Source organism: Daejeonella sp., assembly GCF_046590655.1.
In the GTDB taxonomy this organism is placed as follows: domain Bacteria; phylum Bacteroidota; class Bacteroidia; order Sphingobacteriales; family Sphingobacteriaceae; genus Daejeonella.
Genome location: NZ_JBKJUM010000056.1, coordinates 16320 through 32389, shown reverse-complemented (window position 1 = coordinate 32389; position 16070 = coordinate 16320). Strand labels below are relative to the sequence as shown.

Genomic DNA, 16070 nt, shown 5'->3' with positions numbered 1-16070 from the left:
TAAGGAAACCCGTTACATGAAGAAAGCTTTTCTGACCCTTATTTTTACCGGATCTTTTTTAATATCTATGGCGCAGCTTACACCGTTTGAACAACATAAAAGCAGGAACATTACTGCTACATATAAGGAAACTATTGAATTCTATAAAGAACTGGATGCGAAATATGATCAAATGCAATTGCTTGATTGCGGACCTACTGATATCGGGAAGAATCTAAATCTCGTAGTCCTATCAAACGATAAAGTTTTTGATCCTGAGGAAATACGCGGGAATAATAAACGTATCCTTCTGATCAACAATGGTATTCACCCCGGAGAACCAGAGGGTATTGATGCTTCGATGATGATAGCGCGCGATTTGCTTTTAAGGAACTCTATTCCTAAGGATGTGGTCATTTGTATCATCCCCGTATACAATATCGACGGAATGCTGAACAGGGGCACTTCCAGGGCAAATCAGAAGGGACCTGAATCCTACGGCTTCCGCGGTAATTACCAAAACCTGGATTTAAACAGGGATTTTATAAAAACGGACTCAAAAAACTCGCGCAGCTTTCAGGAAATATTCAATCGCTGGCAACCGGAAGTATTTGTAGATAATCACACCAGTAATGGAGCTGATTACCAATATGTGATGACATTAATTCATCCTCAAAAGAATAAGTTGGATCCAATATTATCGGATTACGTCAGTAATTTAATGATTCCGGACCTTTATGACGGAATGAAGAATGCGGGTTTTGAGATGATACCCTATGTTAACAGTGTAGAAGAAACCCCCGATGCTGGAATCACAGGTTTCCTTGAAACACAACGTTATTCTACAGGTTACGCAGCATTACACAACACAATCGGCTTTATGCCAGAAACGCATATGCTCAAACCTTTTGCACAGCGGGTTGAAAGTACTTATCAATTTATGAGCAATATGATCAGGATTGTTCACAGGGATGCTAAACAAATTGGCGAAAATAAAAAAGAGGCCGACGAGAAGGTAAAAGAGCAGGTAAAATTTAATCTTCAGTGGACCTTGAAAAGGGAGGATTTTTCAATGCTTAGCTTCAAAGGGTTTGAGGCAAAATACAAACAGAGCGAAGTCAGCGGCACACCTCGTTTATTTTACGATCGTAACGCCCCTTTCCAAAAGGATATTAAGATCTCAGATAATTATGTGCCATCTGTCGTTACTGATAAACCACTTGCGTACATCATCCCTCAGGCATGGAGCCGGGTCATCGATCTGCTTGAACTCAACGGGGTGAAAATGCAACAACTTCAGGCCGATACAGAATTAGATATTCAGGCTTATTACATTTTGGATTATAAGTCGCCGGCTAAACCATTTGAGGGACACTTTCTGCATACCCAGGTTAAAGTTAAACCCATAATGCAAAAGTTGAAATATTATGCTGGAGATTATGTGGTCTATGCTAATCAGAAGCAGAACCGATACATTGTCGAATCGCTTGAGCCGCAAGGAGTCGATTCTTATTTCGCGTGGAATTTCTTCGACTCAATTCTTGGCCAGAAAGAGCATTTTTCGGCTTACGTGTTTGAGGAAAACGCAGCGGAAATGCTGAAGAATAACAAAAGCCTCAAGCTGAAATTTGAAGCCGAAAAAGCAAAAGATGCAGGGCTGGCCAAGAGTGCCGAAGCCCAGCTTAACTGGCTTTACCGGAATTCATCCTATTACGAAAAAACATACCTAAGGTATCCGGTAGGGAAATTAACCAGGGATATTAAATTACAATTCAAATAAATGGAAAGCTTTATTAACGATACACCTGTCGCAACAATAATTTTCATATTCACGATAGTAACCAGCATTTACGCCTTTTCAAACGCCGACGTTTATGGCAAGTTTATGCTCCATCCTTACAGCGTCAGCAGGGGTAAAAGGTTATATTCATTGATAACCAGCGGCCTGATTCACAAAGACTGGGGACACTTACTTGTTAATATGCTTTCTTTTTATTTTTTCGCATTTACCCTTGAGAACACCTTCGTTTCTTTAAGCAGCTGGGGGCATATACAGTTTGGGGTGCTTTACGTAGTAAGTATTGTGTTAAGCGATGTAACTTCAATTCTGAAACACAAAGAGGATTTTTGGTATAATAGCCTGGGAGCATCCGGTGCTGTATGTGCAGTGGTATTCAGCTATATTTTATTCTACCCAATGAATAAGATGATTATTTTCCCCTTGCCAATACCTATTCCCGCAGTTTTATACGGATTTCTGTTCCTGGGCTATTGCTGGTATGCTTCACGTAATTCAAGAGATGCAATAAATCATGATGCGCATTTTTACGGCGCGCTCACCGGTGTACTTTTAACGATCATCTTTTACCCGGATATCGCAGGATACTTTGCACGCCAGTTAACAGGAAGAGGATAGAAAAGTGGTATCTTAATTACCTGGCAGCACTATTGTACCCGCAGGTTTTAAATTTTCGTCCTTGTCTAATAAAAAGCTTAGCGGATGTTCAGGATCCTTTATTATCTCAAATAATAATAGTCCCCAGGGCTTCCAGAAATTTTCAAGCACTTGTCCGTAAACTTTGTTTTGCCATATGTCGAAGAGAGGCTTATTGCTCATACCTCTCAAAGCCATGGGTTCGATATAAATCGCATCATCTGTCGGCATTAAGGTGTATTCAGGCAGGCGGTTAAAAAGATAATTGGAGTAAAAAAATTTTCCGCACACTTCTTCGAATTGGATAGGATGAAGGGGATGTTTATCAATTTTTTCCAGAATTTTTTTGTGATAAAGCCCATTTGTTCCATTATCCTGTAAGCATGCGATGATTCCGAAATCCTTCATTCCTAAAGAGAATGTCAAGGTATTGATCTCATCCCGGTAGTTGAAGAGGTCTTGTGTAGAATCGATTTTAAAGATGCGGATTGTCCAGGGCAAATTACCTTCAAACACTATCGGCCGGATCATAGACTGCAACATATAGTGCAAGTTGCTGAACTTGTGTATCAGCGATTGTGAGAAAACAAACTCTTCGTTGTTGGTCTTTTGCTGGCGAATTCCAATTCGTATTTCGTTAAAAAGTATCCCATAAATCATCTTTCCGATCCACTGAAATAATTTCGTGTCAGGAATGTTTATGACTGAATCATACCCCTGCAGGAAAGCTGATTTAATTTCACCTTCCAGGGGCTCTATTCCAAGCCCATAAGTATTATTAGAGCAGGGAAGTTTCATGTCCTTGTAAGTTGACATACTTTCGTCGAGAAGCTTAAAAGGCTGGTTTTCAAGCTTATATTCCTGCATCAGCCAGACCGGGAAAACTGTGATCTCTTCGTCAGGGGATTGAAGGCTTTCACCGCTTAGAAAACAATATTGTTTGCTGAAATTTAACTTTTCAAAGGGCTTATAAAGAATTGTTGACATTTAATTCTTGATCATGATAATTTTCGAATCGATCACGGCCGAAATTCCCCCTTCAATTTCGCTGAAGTTTCTGTAACCCCGCGACTGAAGTATGGAAGCGGCCATCATGCTCCTGTATCCGCCTGCGCAATGGATATAAAAGTGTTTTGCCGGATCAATATCTTTTATCCAGGTATTTATATCTGCAAGAGGTTTATTTTCTGCATGTTCAATATGCTGAGAATTATACTCAGCTTCCTTTCGGATGTCGATAACTGTATGGTGATTATCGTAAGCCTTCACAAATTCCTCCGCCTTAATTCTGTCAACCTGGTCCGTTTCTTTACCGGATTTCCCCCAGGCAGCAAACCCGCCTTTTAAATGTCCCAATATATTGTCAAAACCTACGCGGCTTAAGCGGGTAACAGTTTCCTCTTCCATTCCCTCGTCCGTAACCAAAAGAATTTCCTGATTAACGTCAGCGATTAATGATCCAACCCATGGTGCAAAATCACCATTTAATCCGATGTTTACTGACTGAGGAATAAAACCCTTGTAGAAATCACCATTATTTCGGGTATCTAAAATAAGTGCGCCGATGTCATCAGCAGCAGCTTCAAACTCATCCGGATCAAGAGCCCTCATGCCGTTATTGAAAACTGTTTCATAGCTATCATAACCCCTCTTATTCATAGCTACGTTAGCACTAAAATAGGCCGGAGCAGGAAGGAGGTCTTCTGTTACTTCCTTTATGAACTCAGCTTCAGTCATATTGGCCCGCAAGGCGTAATTATATTGCTTTTGGTTGCCAATAGTGGAAACAGTTTCCTTGCTCATGTTTTTCCCGCAAGCGCTGCCGGCGCCATGTGCAGGATAGACGATAACATTATCAGGCAAAGTCATAATTTTCTTTCTCAACGAATGGTAGAGAGTTGCGGCGAGTTGCTCCTGTGTCATATGAGCTGCTTTTTGCGCCAGGTCGGGCCTCCCTACATCACCAATAAACAAGGTATCACCACTAAAAAGTGCGTGCTCGTCCCCATCCTCATCAATTAAGAGATAACAAGTACTCTCGAGGGTGTGGCCCGGCGTGTGAAGAGTTTTTAGAGTTATGTTACCGACATGAAAATCTTCCCCGTCTTTTGCAGAGATAAATGAAAACTCTGGTTTGGCTTCGGGGCCAAATATAATTGGAGCGCCAGTTTTCTTACTAAGGTCAATATGGCCTGAGACAAAGTCAGCATGAAAATGCGTTTCGAAAATATATTTAAGCTTTACCGAGTCGCGTTTAAGCCGGTCAATATAGGGCTGAACTTCACGAAGCGGATCAATGATAGCGGCTTCGCCATTTGAAGTAATATAATACGCCCCCTGAGCCAGACAGCCAGTATAGATTTGCTCTATTTGCATTTTAAGACAATTTTACTGCAAAGTTGATAATAATTGTCCGTGTAAAGCGGGTCGATTGTAAGATTAAAAGCTAAAATTGGTGGAAACAATTATTCCCTCATTGTATTGAAATAAATTTCTTCCTCCAATTTCCCGGCCTACCTGAACTATCTGGCTTAAAAACCCACCTTCAATCCGCACCTTTGGAGAAAAACGATACCCGAGTAGAAGCCCTAGACGATTCTGATCAAAAACGTTTTCATTGACATTTTTACCGAATCCTACGAAAACTTCATCATAGACTGCAACGTAGGGGGTTTTGTCAGCAATTATGCGGCCTTTAACTGGAATCTGTACACGGAACATATATCTGAACCTGTTTGTGTACACATATTCGTCTTCTTTTTCCAGAGAGACGTCACTGTATCTCCCTACCCATCGCTGCTCAAGCATAAATCGGTGGCTGTTATCAACGATACCGAATTTACTATTCAGTCCCAGCATTTCATACGCCCGGTGTTCTGTGAATTGTTTCCCAAGGTTATTTAGAGGTATATCACCATAGTTGAAAGTTTCGGCCAGAGCGTAACCCGCCCGGATGTTGACGCCAGGATATATAAGCCTGTTGATGCCCAATCTGAACAAATTTTGCTGCGGATTGGAAATAACGTTTTCTCTTCTCCATTGAAATTCACCAGCCAGGCTCCATTTATCATCCAGCTTAAAGGATGAATGGAAAGCATACCAGCCAATACTATTCCTATCTTTTATTCTGGTGTTTTGGGAGTATGAAACGAGTGTAATACAAACAAATAGCAGAAGTATTGATATTCTTTTCACGCGGAAGTTATATGTTATTAACGTTAATAGATAGTTTGCAATTTTAATGAATATTCAAAGAATTAAAAGCCGGAATAACTATTTTAACGGTTTTGTTACCCTAATGCTTTCAATCCGAAGACATCTTTCAATAATTTTTATCCAACCTGGTGCGTCAGCTATTTTCCAGCCGATAGCTCTCAACTCTTTCCCTCAAGCCAAACAACCTTCAATTCCGGTGCATGATCCTGGCTAAGAATTTCTTTGTACAGATCCGGGCGTCTGGCTTTCAGGTAACGATGGCCGCCTGCCTGGCTTAACTTCTCAGGAGTAATAGTAGCTGTTACAATTGAATCTTCAAAGGTTCTGCATTCGGCGACAATATCACCAAAAGGGTCAATTATCATGGAGCAGCCGTTTTTAAGCTGATCGTCGTCCATGCCTATAGGATTAGAGAAAATGGCATAGATAGCATTATCATAAGCACGCGATGGCAGCCATTTCATCAGCCATTCACGGCCTTTCATGCTGTCGAACTCTAAGCGTAGCGATGTAGGGTCGTCCTCCCTGTTCTCCCATAATTGAGGATCAACAAAGCCTGCTCCCGGACGGGTTGAAGGCGTACACATGGTTACATGCGGCATAAAAATTATATCGGCGCCCAGTAACACAGTTGCACGTACATTTTCTATCACATTGTTATCATAACAGATGAGTATTCCGCATTTCCAGCCATGAATCTCAAAAACGGTGTAACTATTTCCCGGGTTTAAGTTGGGATTAATAAAGGGATGAAGTTTTCTATGTTTCGCAATCAGCCCGTTTTTATCAACACACACATAAGCTTTGTATAGACTATCGTCTTTTTCTTTTTCAAACAGTCCGGCTAGTATAGTAATATTGTGCTTTGCAGCTATTTCTTTCAGCCTTACAATGCTAGGACCTTCCGGTATGATTTCGGCTAGATCGAGCATTTGCTCTTTGGATAGGTTCCTTGCGAAAGTATAGCCTGTAATTGAACATTCATGAAAAGCAATTACATCGGAACCTTCATCGGCAGCTTTTTTCGAAAGCTTATCGATCACAGATAAATTATAGTCCTTATCTCCGCTTTTATTTTCAAACTGCGCAGTCGATATTTTTATTTTTTTCATTGCATGTTTAATATTTTTATTCTTATTGAAGGTAATAAATTTTGTTATTTCGCAATGTCTATTTATCCTAATTATGAAGATCAGCTATAAGCTTTTTGAGCTAGCCTTAAAGCACCCTTTCACCATTGCGAAATTCTCGCGAACATCAACTCCAATTGTGCTTATGGAGATAAGTCATGATGGATTTACAGGTTTTGGCGAGGCTTCAATGGTGCCATACATGGGCGAGAACATGGAGACGGCTAATGCATTTATGTCGAAAGTTGACCTTTCCTGGTTGAAAACACCAGTTGATTTCGATGAAGTAGTGGCATATCTTGATAATATTGCACCCGGGAACCCCAATATTAAAGCTGCTATCGATATTGCGTTGCACGATCTTAAAGGAAAAATTGAAAACAAGGCATGTTATAAATTCTTTGGAACCGATCCATCGAAAATGCCGGAAACGTCATACACTCTTGGTATCGACACACCTGAGGTTTTAATACAGAAAATAAAGGAAGGGGAACATTGCCACATCATAAAAGTGAAACTCGGGCGGGATAATGATAAAGAGTTGATCAATACAATCAGGTCCGCCACAGACAAGCCATTATTCGTTGATGCTAATCAGGGCTGGTCCGATAAACAACATGGTCTGGACATGGTTAACTGGCTGCATGAACAGGGAGTAGTTCTGATTGAGCAACCCATGGCTAAAGACGACCCTGATTCAAATGCATGGATAACGGAAAGAAGCCCTATTGCTATTGTCGGCGATGAATCGGTGCAGCGATTCGCCGATGTTGAGAAAGCTAGTGGAGTTTATCATGCAATTAACGTGAAGCTTATGAAGAGTGGCGGAATGCACGAAGGTTACCGCATGATAAAGAAAGCTAAAGAGCTAGGCATGAAAGTGATGATCGGTTGTATGAGTGAAACGAGTTGCGCAACATTGGCTGCTGCCGCATTAGCTCCTCTTTGCGACTGGGCAGATCTTGACGGCCCTTTCCTAACAAGTAATAATCCTTTTGACGACCCTGATTTTAAAGATGGCAAGTGGGTATTGAATGACGATCCCGGACTGGGGATCAGGCTCGGTTAAGAATCGCTCTCGCTAAAAGCCAAGTGCTATAAAATTGCAGTCTAAGCACTTCGGGGTCCGTAAATGGAGTATTATGTAGGGCACCGCTATTTAAACCATCAACATGAGAAATTCTAGTTTTCTGCGTCTGAAAACCGATTTAGGATGTCCTTTTATTTTCCTTTTGTCATATCTCTTACACTTTTTGCAAGCCTGACTTTCAAAAATATCAGCATAGCGAACGGCGGGGTCGCAGCAATGGCATACAGATAAAAGCCGTTTTTTACCGACCATACCATACAAAGTACGAGTACAATAAGGGCAATATTAAGAAAGATGTTAAGAAGGATTTTTTTGAACATATTAGTAAACCCTCATGTCAGGCTCATATTCTGCAGCCCATGCAAGGATTCCGCCTTTAAGATTATATAGATTAGTGTAGCCTAATTGTTCCAGTTGCATTACTGCTGCGGCACTTCTTGCTCCACTGCGGCATTGCATAATAACAGGTTTGTCTTTGCTGATTTTGGAAGCTTCAATGACGATGCCGGCAAGGGGAATATTCTCACCTTCAATATTTGACATTTCATATTCAAAAGTCTCCCGCACATCAATAAGTTGAAAGTCTTCCTGATTGTCGATCTTTTGCTTCAATTCCTGTACTGTAACTTCCTTCATCTCTGTTATATTTGTTGTGCAAAGATAGGCATTTCCTAAATATTTACTAAACTAATGGGGCGATACTGTGTTGCATTAAATAAAATGACCGGGATGTAACATGTTGATAAAGCGGGCGTTTAATTAAATATTTTGATTAGTAGATGAAGAAAATCACTGATTTTTTCTGGTTCTGTTCGGGGGCGCACGTTGATACCTTAAAAAGGTACCCTACTGAGCATAATAAATATGTTGGTATCGGCGCGACTATTTTCTTCACAGCTCTTTTTGCTTCACTTTCTGGTGGATATGCCATGTACTTTGTTTTTGCGGGTAATACTCTTGCAGTGATGTTCGCCTTCCTTTTTGGGATAATCTGGGGCCTGGCCATTTTCAATATGGACCGTTATATTGTCTCCAGCATAAGTAAAAGCGGCACCACTAACCAGCAGATACTGCAAGCGACACCGAGGATTTTGCTAGCCATCATGATCGGAATAGTAATCTCGCGACCACTGGAGCTGAAGATCTTCGATAAAGAGATTCGGCAAAAGTTAAAGACTAGCTATTTGAATGGACAGCGTTCCAAAATCGATACCCTGAACAAGACCTTTGCAAACAAATACGTTTCTGAGCTTCAGAAAACAGCTGATTTCAAACTCGAGAAAGACTCCCTTGAAAAGGATATCAACCGGTCGAGATACATTTTAAATCAAGAGGTTTTTGGTGATAAAACGAATCAGACATCTGGTATAACCGGATATGGTACATATGCGAAGCAGAAAGAATCGCTTGTTGTACAAAAAGAACAAAGGCTTCAAACCCTCCGAACGGAACTGGCAGGAATGGAAACTTTCTTTGCCCGGCGAAAAGATCTTGATGGTCTTTCTGATCAGCGGATGTTTAGCGGAAAGCAACTTGATAGCCTTGCGAGCGTTGCAGGGTTTGCCGACCGTAATTGGGCGCTCGGGCAACTAAGCTTTCGGGAGGACGGAACCCGAGACCTGGATAATTACCTTGCCATTTCTTTTATCGGTTTCCTGTTTATATTGTTCGAATGTCTGCCTGTGTTTGTAAAGCTAATGAGTAACAAGGGGCCATACGATTACGCGCTCCAAAACGTTGACGAAACTTACATTTACAAATCTGAAAAAACTAAAGATGAGGATTTTGCAGTTACTGACGGAGTGCAGGATACCCGGATATTCACTGAAATTGATAAACAAAAGCAAATCGTTTCCCGGAGCTCGCAGAGAGATTTGGAGAGATACGACTGGGACTGACGTAAATTGTGGAAATCAAGACTGCCACTCATTTGCTCATTTACTAATCTCTCATTAGCTATCTGCACTCTCCAATTATTCTGTAATGATATCTTTCATCTTGTAACCATCGTGTATCCTGGCAATGTTTAATGTGACTGCTTAAGACGGGATTCAATATTCGTTAACATTTTTAATTTTCAGGAAATAACTCCTGATCAGTGATTTCCGTTAAAAACGCGAGTCAATTCAGTTCAGAAATAACTGGTTATTATCTAAAATAAAATAATGAAGATCAATAAAATACAAGCAGGCCTTGCAGCCATACTCTTCCTAAACTCATGTACAGTTCAAAGACCTGACCAGCTTGTCCAGCAAGACGATGTAACTCGAATTATCAAAATTTTGTCTGCCGACGACATGGAAGGACGTGGTACGTTTACACCGGGTATAGACAAAGCAGCAAGTTTTATCGAAGCTGAGTTCAAAAAGATTGGCCTAAAGCCTCTAAACGGTGAGAACGATTTCAGACAGGAATTTAACGTTACACGCATTTCTCCCGCTTCAGTAAGCGTTATGATTGATGGAAAGAACATCGATCCCGAAAACATTATTGCAATGTCTGAAAAGGCTCTTCTGGAAATGGGCAATTCTTCAGGTGCCAGTATTTTAAAGATTGGCGCAGGTGAGCAGTTCGCGCAAAAGTATCGTGCAGCTCTAAACTCAAAAACCCCGGTTCTGGTACTTGTTGATCAATCACATTCAGCAATATTCAAACGCTTGAAGGATAATGCTGAACGAGGCCGCATAGTTGAGAAACCTGGGGATGGCGCTGGTGTAGTTCTGGTACTGGGAGTTACGGAGGCGAATAGCTTTAGTGTAAAAGCAAACAGCAAAGTTGAATCCCTTGCTCTATTCAATGTTGCAGGTATGATCCCCGGCAAATCCAAAGAAAAGGAGTTCGTTTTGTTTTCAGCCCATTATGATCATCTGGGTACTGTAGAAAGCGTTGATGGAGATTCCATCGCCAATGGAGCGGACGACGATGCTTCTGGTACTACCGGAGTTATCTCGCTCGCAAAATACTATAAGGAGCTAAAAAACAATGAACGGACACTAATTTTCGTCGCATTCACCGCAGAAGAGATAGGAGGTTTCGGTGCAAAATACTTCTCTTCTAAACTGAATCCTGATGATGTCGTAGCGATGTTCAATATAGAGATGATTGGTAAAGAATCGAAATTTGGTAAGAATGCTGCTTTTATAACAGGTTACGAGCGTTCTGATTTTGGCCACATACTACAGAGGAATCTTACAGGTACAGACTTTAAGTTCCATCCTGATCCCTATCCAAGCCAAAACTTGTTCTATCGAAGTGATAATGCCACACTTGCAGCTTTGGGCGTTCCAGCGCATACAATTTCAACTGATCAGATTGATTCCGATAAATTTTATCATACAGTAAATGATGAGTTTGAAACACTGGATGCGGCGAACATCTGGTCCACCATTAAGGCTATCGCGTTAAGCGCAAGAAGTATTGTAGCGGGGATTGATACACCGAAGAGAATTCCAAAGCTGGAACCACGGCAATAATTTTACCGCAGAGGAGTGCGCAAAGTACAACCTGCCTACCGGCAGGCAGGCGCTGAGTACGCAGAGAGTAAAATTTCTTTCTCTGCGCACTTTGCGAAAAACACTGCGCGCTCTGCGGTTAAAAAAACTTTTTCCGCATTACATAGTCATTCAGCACAAACTGATGGTATGGGATATCGACGGTTTCCTTAATCTCGAATCCTATCTTCTGATAGAATTGCAGTGCAGGATTTGCCCGGTTAACATTCAATTCTAACTCCTTAATGTTCACGTCTCTTGCAAGTTGAGAAATGTAGTCAATTAAAGCTTTCCCAGTTCCTTTACCCTGCTCCATAGGCAGAACGTAAATCTTATGAATCTTGAGTGAACTGTATGGACTGTATTCTAAAGAATATCCCGCGAAAGCCACATTTTCGCTTTCCCTTTTAACCAGCAGGAACTTAACACCCGCATTCAATTGTTTTTTAAGGGCACTTTCTGAATACATATTCTTCAGCATGAAACTGATTTGTTCCTCCGAAAGAATGGGGCGGTAGGTGGGCCACCAGATCTTCTCGGCAAGCTCATGAATTACAGGAATATCTCCTTCTGTAGCTTCAATTATTTCCATCAAATCTTCTCTGAAATAAATATAAATGGTTGATCAAATGTGAAGGAGTAAAAACCATCTTTTTCGGTTTCCAGAATGTGTTCTTCTTTTTTAATGAGTCCGCTTGTGCTTAAGTTATTGACCTCGTGGAGCAGTTGTACGGCTTCACCTGCAGGCTGCCACTTGCTGAAACCCGAACGAACAGGGAATATCTTTTGATCTCCAACGAAAACAACAAGGTCGATATCTTCCACATAAAGGGCAAAATCTTTAAGGGCAAAATTTTTGGTTATTATGTTAACAGCCGGGTATCCTTCTCCCACTAGAAATTTCAGACAATCTTCTAATGCATCCGTGGCTGTTAAAATAATACGTGTATTTTCCTGAGCTGGAAACTGAGGATTACCCGTTAAGACACCATCTATCTTAATTGCAAGTGAATCGGCAAGTTCGTAAATCTCCTCATTAACAATAACCGTCGGGCTCCATTCCAGGATTTGTCCGAGGTTTTCGCTTGCAAATCCATCTAGGCTCATTATAAGCAATGCTGGTTCTTGTTTTTCTCGGACGATATGATGTGAAGACATAAATCAAATTTAGGGAAATGAGAGCGAAGAACAAGGAATAAAGACGAAATGCGGTGTGAGCCAGGAACTAAGGTCGCTGTCCCTTTTGCTTTCCTTGCTCTCAATAGATTCTCGTGTAAAAACCCTTGATTGCAGTTCCCGCGTCTTCCGATAAATTAACAGCAGCCGAAACCGCTATTCCATAAATCCCAGTAGAAAGAAGGGCTTCAACATCCGAAATCGTCACACCACCAACGGCCATAACCGGAATATTAATTTGTTCTTGCTGCATTTTTTCGGCAATATACCTATACCCTTCTATTCCTAACAAAGGATAATCGTTTGGTTTGGTATCTGTATGACCGAAAGGACCGCAACCAATATAATCTACCACACCGGATGTGTAAGCCCTTCGAATTTCAGAGATTGAGTTTGCAGATGCTCCCAGAGTTTTTTCATCGCTAATAATGTTGCGGACTTCTTCAAAATCGGCATTCATTTCTTCGATGTGCACACCCTGCGCATCCACTTTATCAAGTAAATGATAATGATCGGTTAAGATCAGAGTTGCTCCCCAATCGTCGCAAATAGATGCGACATGGTTGAGCTCGGAAATAAGTTCGTCATCATTTTTACTAAAGCATCGATATTGGATCCAGTTTGCGCCGGCCTTACAAGCAATTTCTGTCTGTTCAATGTGGCTGCGATCCGGCAAGTCCTGCGTTAAATAATGGAATTTAGAGATATATTTTTTCATCTGTTTATAGTTTTTTTTTATGGTGATGAAAAAAGCGGGAAACTCAAAACTTCAAACCCAATGAAAGGAGAAAATTACTCGGTGCCTGAGTAAAATAGTAGTTTTCAGTCGTGAATGAACCACCAGACAGATAACTGAAGGTATAACCGTTTGATTCGTACTTTTCAGAAAATACATTGTTAACCAGCAGGGTAAGACCGATATTCTTTAATCCTTTAAACGAAGTATTGTAGCCCACGCGTAAATCGTTTACAAAGAATGCATCAAGTTTCCTCGCTGAGTTCGATGTGTTATCCAGATACTGTTCGCCAACATATTTACTAAGCAATGCAATTTCTGTCCTCTTGAAAGGCCGGAGACTTAACTCGCTTGAACCAATAAATTCGGGTGAAAAGGCCAGATCAACATTCCTGTAATTATTTTGAATCTGACCTCCATTGTCGTAATTATCAGCAAATTCACTAAAGTTTCTGATCTTATTGTTACTTAAGGATGCAGTGATGCCCCATGCAAGCTGACTGTTGATCTGGAATCTGCTATCGAGCTCTACACCCAGCCGATAACTATCCTTGACATTCTGGCGAATATACTCACCCACATCGTTGATCTTACCTGTAAGCACCAGCTGGTCGTTATATATCATCCCGTAAACATTTAGTCCGCTAGAGAAATTACCCTTGCCTAACCGGTAACCGGCTTCGATGTCCACCAAATTTTCTGATGATGGCCGCGTAGCTGGCGTAGAATTCACGTAGTCCTTGCGGTTGGGTTCTTTATTGGCAACTGCGAGGGATGCGTAAACATTGCTTCCCTCGTTAAGCTGGTAACTCAAACCAATTTTGGGATTAAAAAAATTTAATTGATCATCCTGATCTAAAGAGATTCGGCTTTTATCTGTACCTGAGATCTTATAGCCGACTGACCGATATTGGAGATCTGCATAAAGGTTAAAATTGCCAATCATATAATTCGCTTTAGCGTAGGTATTAAAGTCCTTCTTATACCCATTACCCTGGTAATATCGTTGTTGACTTAAATTTATGGGGATAAATTGTCCGCGGATAACTTCACCGAAATGATCGCCATCGTATTCGTTATAAGCTCCACCAATAGTAAAATTGATTGTCGATGATGGATTGTAGTTGAATGAATAAGTCATTCCGTAAAAATCATTATCAAGCCAGCGACGTCTGATCAGATCACTTTTAGAGATGGTTGTACCTCCAACAGTGTATGGAGATATGCCGTACTTGGCGAAACTCTGGCGTTCTTTAAATTCCTCATAATAGCCTTTACCGCGGGTATAATGTAGCGCTGCATTTGCGGAAAATGTAGAAGAAATTGTTTTGGAGTACAGTAACTGGTAATGATTCTGAACGTAGTTATCTGTTTGATCATCATAAGTAAAGCTATTGAATGTGCGGTTACTGTTAAGTAGTTTTTCCGGGACGCCATTCCATGACTGATAAGTCTTTTCGGTTCCGGAGAATACATTTGCACGAAGGATGCTGTTCTTGCCGAAATATGCACCGGTCACAAAATATGATTTCAGATCAGAAGAGCCACGATCAATATATCCGTCTGACTTGATCCGCGACAAGCGCCCATCAAAGCTGAACCTGTTATTTATGGTCCCGGTTCCAACATTAACCGTATTCTTCAAAGTTTGATAAGAACCGAATGTATTATTCAGCTCGGCGTAGGCGGAATCGCGCCGTGTTGTAGTTTGGATATTCAAGCTTCCACCGAACGCACCGGCGCCATTCGTCGACGTCCCTACACCCCGCTGGATCTGAATGTTATCTACAGAGGATGCAAAATCAGCCATGTTTACCCAATAGGTGCCCTGGCTTTCTGAATCGTTATAAGGGATTCCATTGACCGTCACATTTACCCTTGTAGGGTCGCTTCCGCGGATACGAATTCCCGTGTAGCCAATTCCATTTCCGGCATCAGAGCTTACAACCACGGATGGAGTCTGATTCAACAGGAAGGGAAAATCCTGTCCAAGGTTGTTTTTTTCCAACTCCTCTTTGCTAACGTTTCTATAGGTTGTACCAGAGTTTTCGGTGGCCCGGGTAGATCGTACTAATACCTCATCTGCTAGCAAGCTATTGCGATTTAATTCGAAATTAACCATGGAATTGCTGGTGACAGTAATGTTCTGTTGTTTGGTTTGATAGCCCAGATAGCTTATCCGAATTATATATTGCCCTGATTTAAGATTCTTTAAGGTGTAGTTCCCGGCCTGGTTTGCCTGAGCAGAGACGAAAGAGTTTTCGACATAGATACCCGCCCGGCTTAGAGCCTCACCCGTTTGCTTGTCCGTGATTTTTCCGCTAATAGAAAATTGAGCTGAAGCCATGAAAGGCATCAGGATCGCCGCAGCGATGATTAATAAATTTTTCAAAATGAATAAAATAAAAAAGTTAAACATCCTGCATAGTGGGGTTCTATACAGTTCCTTAACATTTACCTCCCTACGCCGGCATTATCCGGATCAGGTGCTCTTTGAAGTTATAAGTGGTAAGTTTTAAGTTATAAGTTTCGTGGGGATACTTATGACTTACAACTTATAACCTACAACTTCATCGATGGGTTTAATCTCAGCCTGTTTTTGTGTTTGATTTCGCAAACAAGGCACCCCTTATTGATGTGACAAATCTATGAATAAATTATTAATTTATATTTTATTAGGCAGTAGTCGCCTTATTTTTCAAAGTGAAGTCACTTTAACGCTGCTTTAAAGAGCTGACTTCTAATCAGAATCCGCATAAAAATGCATTTTATTGTATCTCAAGCTTTTCAAAAAACGTACTTTTGCGACATTAAAGGA

At 41.1% G+C, this 16070-nt stretch carries 15 protein-coding genes; 5 read left to right on the top strand and 10 right to left on the bottom strand.

Annotated elements, in window-relative coordinates; translation table 11 throughout:
- Positions 1 to 16 precede the first annotated feature (16 nt).
- Both ACLL8Z_RS06205 and ACLL8Z_RS06200 read left to right on the top strand, forming a co-directional pair.
- Entirely contained in the window at positions 17 to 1759 is a 1743-nt protein-coding gene (locus ACLL8Z_RS06205; protein ID WP_411273899.1) for a M14 family metallopeptidase, read from the top strand.
- Positions 1760 to 2395: a rhomboid family intramembrane serine protease gene (locus ACLL8Z_RS06200; protein ID WP_411273898.1), complete on the top strand. Its 636-nt coding sequence runs from the start codon at positions 1760 to 1762 to the stop codon at positions 2393 to 2395. It abuts the gene before it with no gap.
- Between the two features lie 12 nt (positions 2396 to 2407).
- Here the strand turns inward: ACLL8Z_RS06200 and ACLL8Z_RS06195 are convergent, their stop codons facing one another.
- The 4 genes from ACLL8Z_RS06195 to ACLL8Z_RS06180 all read right to left on the bottom strand — a co-directional run bounded on the left by ACLL8Z_RS06195 (position 2408) and on the right by ACLL8Z_RS06180 (position 6741).
- Positions 2408 to 3400, bottom strand: a complete 993-nt coding sequence (locus ACLL8Z_RS06195; RefSeq protein ID WP_411273897.1) for a hypothetical protein — start codon at positions 3398 to 3400, stop codon at positions 2408 to 2410.
- Positions 3401 to 4789 (bottom strand): MBL fold metallo-hydrolase, encoded by a 1389-nt coding sequence (locus ACLL8Z_RS06190; protein ID WP_411273896.1) that lies wholly within the window; start codon positions 4787 to 4789, stop codon positions 3401 to 3403.
- A gap of 63 nt (positions 4790 to 4852) precedes the next feature.
- Positions 4853 to 5608 carry a DUF2490 domain-containing protein gene (locus ACLL8Z_RS06185; RefSeq protein WP_411273895.1) on the bottom strand — a complete coding sequence of 252 codons (756 nt, stop codon included), beginning with the start codon at positions 5606 to 5608 and terminating at the stop codon, positions 4853 to 4855.
- 179 nt (positions 5609 to 5787) lie between these two features.
- Positions 5788 to 6741, bottom strand: coding sequence for a nitrilase family protein (locus ACLL8Z_RS06180; protein WP_411273894.1), 954 nt, complete (start codon positions 6739 to 6741; stop codon positions 5788 to 5790).
- Between the two features lie 73 nt (positions 6742 to 6814).
- Here ACLL8Z_RS06180 and ACLL8Z_RS06175 point away from each other — a divergent pair, with 73 nt between their 5' ends.
- A complete protein-coding gene (locus ACLL8Z_RS06175; protein WP_411273893.1) occupies positions 6815 to 7828 on the top strand; it encodes a dipeptide epimerase in 1014 nt (337 codons plus the stop codon).
- Positions 7829 to 7980: 152 nt separating this feature from the next.
- Here ACLL8Z_RS06175 and ACLL8Z_RS06170 read toward each other — a convergent pair whose 3' ends face one another.
- Complete coding sequence (locus ACLL8Z_RS06170) at positions 7981 to 8169, bottom strand: DUF6358 family protein (RefSeq protein ID WP_411273892.1); 189 nt, start codon at positions 8167 to 8169, stop codon at positions 7981 to 7983.
- A gap of 1 nt (position 8170) precedes the next feature.
- Positions 8171 to 8485, bottom strand: a complete 315-nt coding sequence (locus tag ACLL8Z_RS06165; RefSeq protein WP_411273891.1) for a rhodanese-like domain-containing protein — start codon at positions 8483 to 8485, stop codon at positions 8171 to 8173.
- 143 nt (positions 8486 to 8628) lie between these two features.
- On the opposite strand from ACLL8Z_RS06165, the gene ACLL8Z_RS06160 reads away from it, so the two are divergent.
- Positions 8629 to 9747 carry a DUF4407 domain-containing protein gene (locus tag ACLL8Z_RS06160; RefSeq protein WP_411273890.1) on the top strand — a complete coding sequence of 373 codons (1119 nt, stop codon included), beginning with the start codon at positions 8629 to 8631 and terminating at the stop codon, positions 9745 to 9747.
- A 267-nt stretch (positions 9748 to 10014) separates the two neighbouring features.
- Positions 10015 to 11322 (top strand): M20/M25/M40 family metallo-hydrolase, encoded by a 1308-nt coding sequence (locus ACLL8Z_RS06155; RefSeq protein ID WP_411273889.1) that lies wholly within the window; start codon positions 10015 to 10017, stop codon positions 11320 to 11322.
- Positions 11323 to 11440: 118 nt separating this feature from the next.
- Here ACLL8Z_RS06155 and ACLL8Z_RS06150 read toward each other — a convergent pair whose 3' ends face one another.
- The 4 genes from ACLL8Z_RS06150 to ACLL8Z_RS06135 all read right to left on the bottom strand — a co-directional run bounded on the left by ACLL8Z_RS06150 (position 11441) and on the right by ACLL8Z_RS06135 (position 15644).
- Entirely contained in the window at positions 11441 to 11932 is a 492-nt protein-coding gene (locus tag ACLL8Z_RS06150; RefSeq protein ID WP_411273888.1) for a GNAT family N-acetyltransferase, read from the bottom strand.
- Complete coding sequence (locus ACLL8Z_RS06145; protein WP_411273887.1) at positions 11932 to 12498, bottom strand: thiamine pyrophosphokinase; 567 nt, start codon at positions 12496 to 12498, stop codon at positions 11932 to 11934. The genes ACLL8Z_RS06150 and ACLL8Z_RS06145 overlap by 1 nt, the downstream gene beginning before the upstream one ends.
- Positions 12499 to 12598: 100 nt before the next feature.
- The gene (locus tag ACLL8Z_RS06140; protein WP_411273886.1) at positions 12599 to 13234 is read right to left on the bottom strand and encodes a thiamine phosphate synthase; all 636 of its coding nucleotides are present in this window, start codon (positions 13232 to 13234) and stop codon (positions 12599 to 12601) included.
- Between the two features lie 43 nt (positions 13235 to 13277).
- Complete coding sequence (locus ACLL8Z_RS06135; protein WP_411273885.1) at positions 13278 to 15644, bottom strand: TonB-dependent receptor; 2367 nt, start codon at positions 15642 to 15644, stop codon at positions 13278 to 13280.
- Positions 15645 to 16070 lie beyond the last annotated feature (426 nt).

What these genes read in the sequence shown, in the direction of transcription:
- ACLL8Z_RS06205 (WP_411273899.1), top strand. Translation starts at nt 17, where the DNA reads ATGAAGAAAGCTTTTCTGACCCTTATTTTTACCGGATCTTTTTTAATA.
- ACLL8Z_RS06200 (WP_411273898.1), top strand. Translation starts at nt 1,760, where the DNA reads ATGGAAAGCTTTATTAACGATACACCTGTCGCAACAATAATTTTCATA.
- ACLL8Z_RS06195 (WP_411273897.1), bottom strand. Translation starts at nt 3,400, where the DNA reads ATGTCAACAATTCTTTATAAGCCCTTTGAAAAGTTAAATTTCAGCAAA.
- ACLL8Z_RS06190 (WP_411273896.1), bottom strand. Translation starts at nt 4,789, where the DNA reads ATGCAAATAGAGCAAATCTATACTGGCTGTCTGGCTCAGGGGGCGTAT.
- ACLL8Z_RS06180 (WP_411273894.1), bottom strand. Translation starts at nt 6,741, where the DNA reads ATGAAAAAAATAAAAATATCGACTGCGCAGTTTGAAAATAAAAGCGGA.
- ACLL8Z_RS06175 (WP_411273893.1), top strand. Translation starts at nt 6,815, where the DNA reads ATGAAGATCAGCTATAAGCTTTTTGAGCTAGCCTTAAAGCACCCTTTC.
- ACLL8Z_RS06170 (WP_411273892.1), bottom strand. Translation starts at nt 8,169, where the DNA reads ATGTTCAAAAAAATCCTTCTTAACATCTTTCTTAATATTGCCCTTATT.
- ACLL8Z_RS06165 (WP_411273891.1), bottom strand. Translation starts at nt 8,485, where the DNA reads ATGAAGGAAGTTACAGTACAGGAATTGAAGCAAAAGATCGACAATCAG.
- ACLL8Z_RS06160 (WP_411273890.1), top strand. Translation starts at nt 8,629, where the DNA reads ATGAAGAAAATCACTGATTTTTTCTGGTTCTGTTCGGGGGCGCACGTT.
- ACLL8Z_RS06155 (WP_411273889.1), top strand. Translation starts at nt 10,015, where the DNA reads ATGAAGATCAATAAAATACAAGCAGGCCTTGCAGCCATACTCTTCCTA.
- ACLL8Z_RS06150 (WP_411273888.1), bottom strand. Translation starts at nt 11,932, where the DNA reads ATGGAAATAATTGAAGCTACAGAAGGAGATATTCCTGTAATTCATGAG.
- ACLL8Z_RS06145 (WP_411273887.1), bottom strand. Translation starts at nt 12,498, where the DNA reads ATGTCTTCACATCATATCGTCCGAGAAAAACAAGAACCAGCATTGCTT.
- ACLL8Z_RS06140 (WP_411273886.1), bottom strand. Translation starts at nt 13,234, where the DNA reads ATGAAAAAATATATCTCTAAATTCCATTATTTAACGCAGGACTTGCCG.